Annotated in this window: 4 protein-coding genes and 1 pseudogene; all 5 read right to left on the reverse strand. The window is 64.4% G+C overall.

Annotation, left to right across the window (positions count from 1 at the left end; translation table 11 throughout):
* Window positions 1-186: 186 nt before the first annotated feature.
* The 5 genes and pseudogenes from AB0I49_RS38135 to AB0I49_RS38155 all read right to left on the reverse strand — a co-directional run bounded on the left by AB0I49_RS38135 (window position 187) and on the right by AB0I49_RS38155 (window position 3706).
* Window positions 187-357 carry a hypothetical protein gene (locus AB0I49_RS38135; RefSeq protein WP_363231829.1) on the reverse strand — a complete coding sequence of 57 codons (171 nt, stop codon included), beginning with the start codon at window positions 355-357 and terminating at the stop codon, window positions 187-189.
* A 136-nt stretch (window positions 358-493) separates the two neighbouring features.
* Window positions 494-1420 (reverse strand): hypothetical protein, encoded by a 927-nt coding sequence (locus tag AB0I49_RS38140; RefSeq protein WP_363231830.1) that lies wholly within the window; start codon window positions 1418-1420, stop codon window positions 494-496.
* Between the two features lie 23 nt (window positions 1421-1443).
* Window positions 1444-1872, reverse strand: a complete 429-nt coding sequence (locus AB0I49_RS38145; protein ID WP_363231831.1) for a hypothetical protein — start codon at window positions 1870-1872, stop codon at window positions 1444-1446.
* Between the two features lie 668 nt (window positions 1873-2540).
* Window positions 2541-2929, reverse strand: a pseudogene (locus tag AB0I49_RS38150) (hypothetical protein).
* 165 nt (window positions 2930-3094) lie between these two features.
* Window positions 3095-3706 carry a TetR/AcrR family transcriptional regulator gene (locus AB0I49_RS38155; protein WP_363231832.1) on the reverse strand — a complete coding sequence of 204 codons (612 nt, stop codon included), beginning with the start codon at window positions 3704-3706 and terminating at the stop codon, window positions 3095-3097.
* Window positions 3707-4001 lie beyond the last annotated feature (295 nt).

The raw sequence follows: 4001 nt of genomic DNA on the forward strand, positions 1-4001 counted from the left end.
CGGACGGCGACAAGCTCACAGCCATACCCGGAACCCCTGGGCCCGACGATCTTACGAATGACCGTCTCAGGCCCACGCTTGGAAGGTAGGACAAGATCAGAGCTTGTTCCACTTCCTGAGGGGCTGGTACGGGGAACCGGCAAGTCCCCGCATGAAGTTGCATCCGATCGGGAGATTGGTAGCGCCTCAGCGCCGGGTGGTGGCGCGGCGGCGGACCGTGTCGAGGAGGGGCTGGCTGCGCCAAGCGGCGAACTGGGTGTAGGCGGGTGAGAGGTCGACGCTGGTGCCGACGCGTCCGAGGGCATTGGCGGCCGATGCGGTAGTGCCGGTGCTGTCGAATGGGTGCAGGGCAATCACGAGCACCGATTACGCGAGCGTGTGGACGCCGAGCGTCCCATCGCGCACGTCGTGGCGGGAGCCGGAGGGGCCACGGCACGCTCACGTTCTTCGGAGTCTCTCCGGCTTGTCTTTCGCTGCGACGAGGGGTCCCGTGTTATCGGGTGGGTGTCTTGTCACTGTCGGCCAGTACGCGGGTGGCCCGGTCCAGTTGGGTTGCGCGTTCGCGTTGGGTGAGGGCGAGTGACTTGTGCCGTTCTTTTATCAGCTGGTGCTGGTAGGTTGATTCCGCTGTCTGCCAAACGTCTATGAGGCGTGTCTTTTTCTTACATGCGATATCCGTGCGGGCTGTAGAGATTTCTCTTTCCGATGGGCGTGGGCCGGGCGCCATGGAGTTAGGGGAATCCAGCGGGGTCGCGTAGGAGAATCCGCTGGATCTCATACAGGCCGACCATTTTCGTAGCGCAGCCCGTACCAGTCCGTCCTGCTTGGACTGCTCGAACGAGTCCACGTTCAACTGTCGTACGGCGAGGGGGTCCGCAGGATAAAAGTCGCTTCCGGTGATATTTTGCGCTGCTGTAGCCTGGCATCCCTTGGGCGGGCTGCCGCCAGGGCCCGGATTTCCATCAGGTGTGCCCGTCAACGCTATTTTCTGCCGCTCAGTGATGGGTGGCGCGTTATCGGCGGGTCGCTCCGGGCGGTGGTAGCCGTAGAGAATTGCTTCTTGCGAGTTGCTGATCCCGTATCGCCGCTCATAACGCGGTGGTTCCGCAGCGATTTTTGTAGCGGGAGGAATCTTCACATCGGCCTGCTTCATGCAAGCCGCGACCAGGACATCCAGGGCGGACAGGAGTTTTTTTCTCTCTGCCGTCGACAGGAAATAGCGATCCAGGGGAAGCGCTATAGGGTCAGCCCTCTCTGAGGGAGTGGCGTTCCCTGCCGGCGGAGAGGGCGGAGCGGAGGATTCTCCCGCCGCACCACCCCCTCCGGCCGTGCAGGACGCAACGGTCAGGAAGGCACCGCTCACGAGCATCGCGCCGCGCAGCCGGGCGCTGGCCGCGGAGCGACGGAGCGGATGGGACATGACGCCTTCCCTTCCCGTGCGCATTAGTTCCTGTAGAAGGAAGCGTTGTTGTTCTTGGTCTTCACCAAGTTGACGCCACTGCAAGCCGGTACGTTGTCGGAGGCACCGGTCCATCCGCTGTTGAAGTAGACGTCTACAGATCCCCCGCAGTTTCCAGGGAACTGATAGGTCGCAGAGGCGGCATTGTTCTTCACCGGAACCCCCTGACCGTTACCGGATGTGAGGAACTTCCCCGCATCCGCCAGATTCTGGAATCCTCGAAATCCAGTGTTCAGGTCCCATCCCGCGACTGAGCCGGTCTGGTTGGAGTTGTACCAGAAGCAGAACGCCCGGGCACCGAGGCAGCCAGGTTTGGGCGGTGCGGCCTGAGCTGCAGGAGCGAGAGCCAGAGTTGATCCGCCGGCCATCGCGCCCGCCATCACTACCGTGGCGAGTGCGCTCTTCCATTGCATCGAACTGCCTACCCTTCTGAGTGGACGCGATTCGTTCGCATCCCAGAAATAGGAGAATCGTTCGTTCCGTTCGGTTCGGTTCCCAGATTTCGGCCTGAGCCGGATTATTCCACGGCTCCATATCGCTGGGCGCTTCAGCATAAGTTGCCGACAGTGTGCGGTCTAGACATTTATACGGAATGGCCTATTTCTCCTGCATGAAGGATAGGTCTTCCATGACAAAACGGGTGGTTTCATAGTCCGAAAGCCACCAGCCTCCGCGGCTATCGCGGATGATGTGTCAGCGCGCGGGAATGGCTTGTCCGTCCACCCTGACCAGGTGGAACTTTCACTGGGCGCGCGGCGTTGCGTAGGTCGACTCGACGCTTACGGCAGCCACGGCCGCTCTTCCGTGTTCGGCATCTCGCCCGCAGACCCGGACGTCGTCGCCGGCGACATCAACGACGCCGACGCCGTGCCGATGAACGACCTCGTCCCACCCAGCGATCACGTCATCCACGCCTCGGTGCTGACAGCAACTGCACTTCAGCCAGAGCATGAGGACGGCCGCGACACCCGAGGAGGCCCTGGCGAGGGTGGTCGAACGATTCCCTCCGAACTCCGGCCCCGCTCTCGCCGGCCCCAGAGGAACTCGCCGTCCACGAAGTCACGCCGATCACCCGCGACCATCAATTCCCCGGCCTCTGACTACTCGGCGAACTGGCCTCCGTTCGCTCACCCTCAAGCCGTCGGAAGGCATCGTCGAACTCACTGGCGCCGAGCAGTTCCTGACCATTTGGGTCATGCCGTCGATGCCGGAATCGCGCACGATCAGGCCGTCCGGGCACCAGAAGTAGCGGCCTCCCAGCGCCTCACCACTGCGAGACCAGTTCTCCATCATGCGCTCGACCTCGGCGACGGTGAACACCGTCCGAACCTCGACATCGACATTGCACAGCGAGTCCAGGTCCTCGCCAGGCCCCGGCAGGAACAGTGCCTCGAAACCCTCCAGTCGGACCCGATACCACGGCCCATCCCACCCTCGCCCGACCGATTCCGCCGACATGCTGCGACCCATCCCGCGAGTGTCCCCTCTTGAGGTGCCGGTCTCCACCGAGATCCTCAACCGCGATGGCCGCCCCGCCCTCGTCGACGTTCTGACGCCCGGTCGCTGACCACCACCGGTCGCCCGCCCGCTACGGGCACCCGCTCGACGGCTCTGCCCCTGGTGCCGCTCCGCCCCTCACGTCGGCGGCTCCGTGCCGCGAGCGCTCCCCGTCAGCCAGGCGAGGATCCGGTGCAGTTCCTCTTTGTGGGACGCCGGGGCGAAGTCGTCCTCCACGGCCGCCAGAAAGGTCGCGTCGACCATCGTCACGATCCACCGGGCCACCCGGGGCGGCTCGAAGGCGAGAGCGGCGCCCTCGCGGACCATCCGCTGCAGCAGCGCTGTCAGCGCCGTCAGCGTCCGCTGCTCGTCGGCGGCGAGCAGCGCGGCGAACTTCGCGTCCCGCTGGGCTTGCAGCAACGCCGCGGCCGTCAAGCCGGGCACGAGCGGGTCCGCCAGGTCACCGACGAGGTGATCCACCAGTGCGACGACTCCGTCCTGCGCCCGTTCGGCTGCCAGCGCCGCCTCGCAGGCGGTGGCGTTGCCGGCCAGGTCGTCGGCGAACAGTGCGTGGAAGATGGCCCGTTTGGTCCGAAAGTAGTGGAACAAGGTCCCTGACCCGATCCGGGCCCGGCGGCAGATGCTCGCCGTCGAGGTGCCGTCGACCCCGTTCACGGCGAACTCCTGTGCCGCGGCGGCCAGGATCTCCGCCCGCTTACGGGCGTGCTGCTCGGGATCAACGGTGCGCATAAGCACAGACTACCCTATTAATGGAGCAGATACTCTAGTAAAGAGTCTCGCTGACCGTGGGCGATGGGTCGCAGTTCCGCTTCCGCTTCTCGCCGGATGGGGCCGCGCGGCGTGTCGTCGCGCGTCACGTGCCGAGTGTCTTGCCTGGTCGGTCAGCTGCGTGGGCAGTGCCCCGAGCTCCTCCCGCTCCACCCTCTAGGTGTATTGATCACGAGCGTTGTTGACACCGGCTGGGCTTGATCATGGCGAAGACCTCCGGTGTGGTGGAGGTGTCTAGGCTTCACCACACAACGGA

Source organism: Streptomyces sp. NPDC050617 (assembly GCF_040654795.1).
In the GTDB taxonomy this organism is placed as follows: Bacteria; Actinomycetota; Actinomycetes; order Streptomycetales; family Streptomycetaceae; genus Streptomyces.